The 275-nt window shown below is 38.5% G+C and carries 1 protein-coding gene; it reads left to right on the forward strand.

Annotated elements, in window-relative coordinates; translation table 11 throughout:
• Window positions 1-275, forward strand: a 275-nt coding sequence (locus tag AOA60_RS33500) for a hypothetical protein (RefSeq protein ID WP_218240843.1), incomplete at both ends; no start/stop codon positions are given.

Here is a 275-nt window from a genome sequence, read left to right on the forward strand (position 1 = left end):
ATATGGGGGCCACCATCATCATCTAATTCCAATGAAACACACAAGGATGTAGAAGAAGTATCTAAACCTAATAAGTTTTCAGAGAAAGAACAGATGTATTCAGTAGCAAATGCGATGAAACTAGCTGACTCCATCAGACGGAATGGACATCGTCTTGCAAATATTTCTCCATTAGAGAAACGAACAGGGGAAGACCTTTTTTCACTTGAAAAATTTAATCTATCAGTAGAGCAGTTGAAAAGTATACCGGTAGAATTTCTTTCTCCTGACGCCCC

The organism is Pseudomonas sp. 2822-17, from assembly GCF_002742485.1.
Classification (GTDB): Bacteria; Pseudomonadota; Gammaproteobacteria; order Pseudomonadales; family Pseudomonadaceae; genus Aquipseudomonas; species Aquipseudomonas cyclaminis.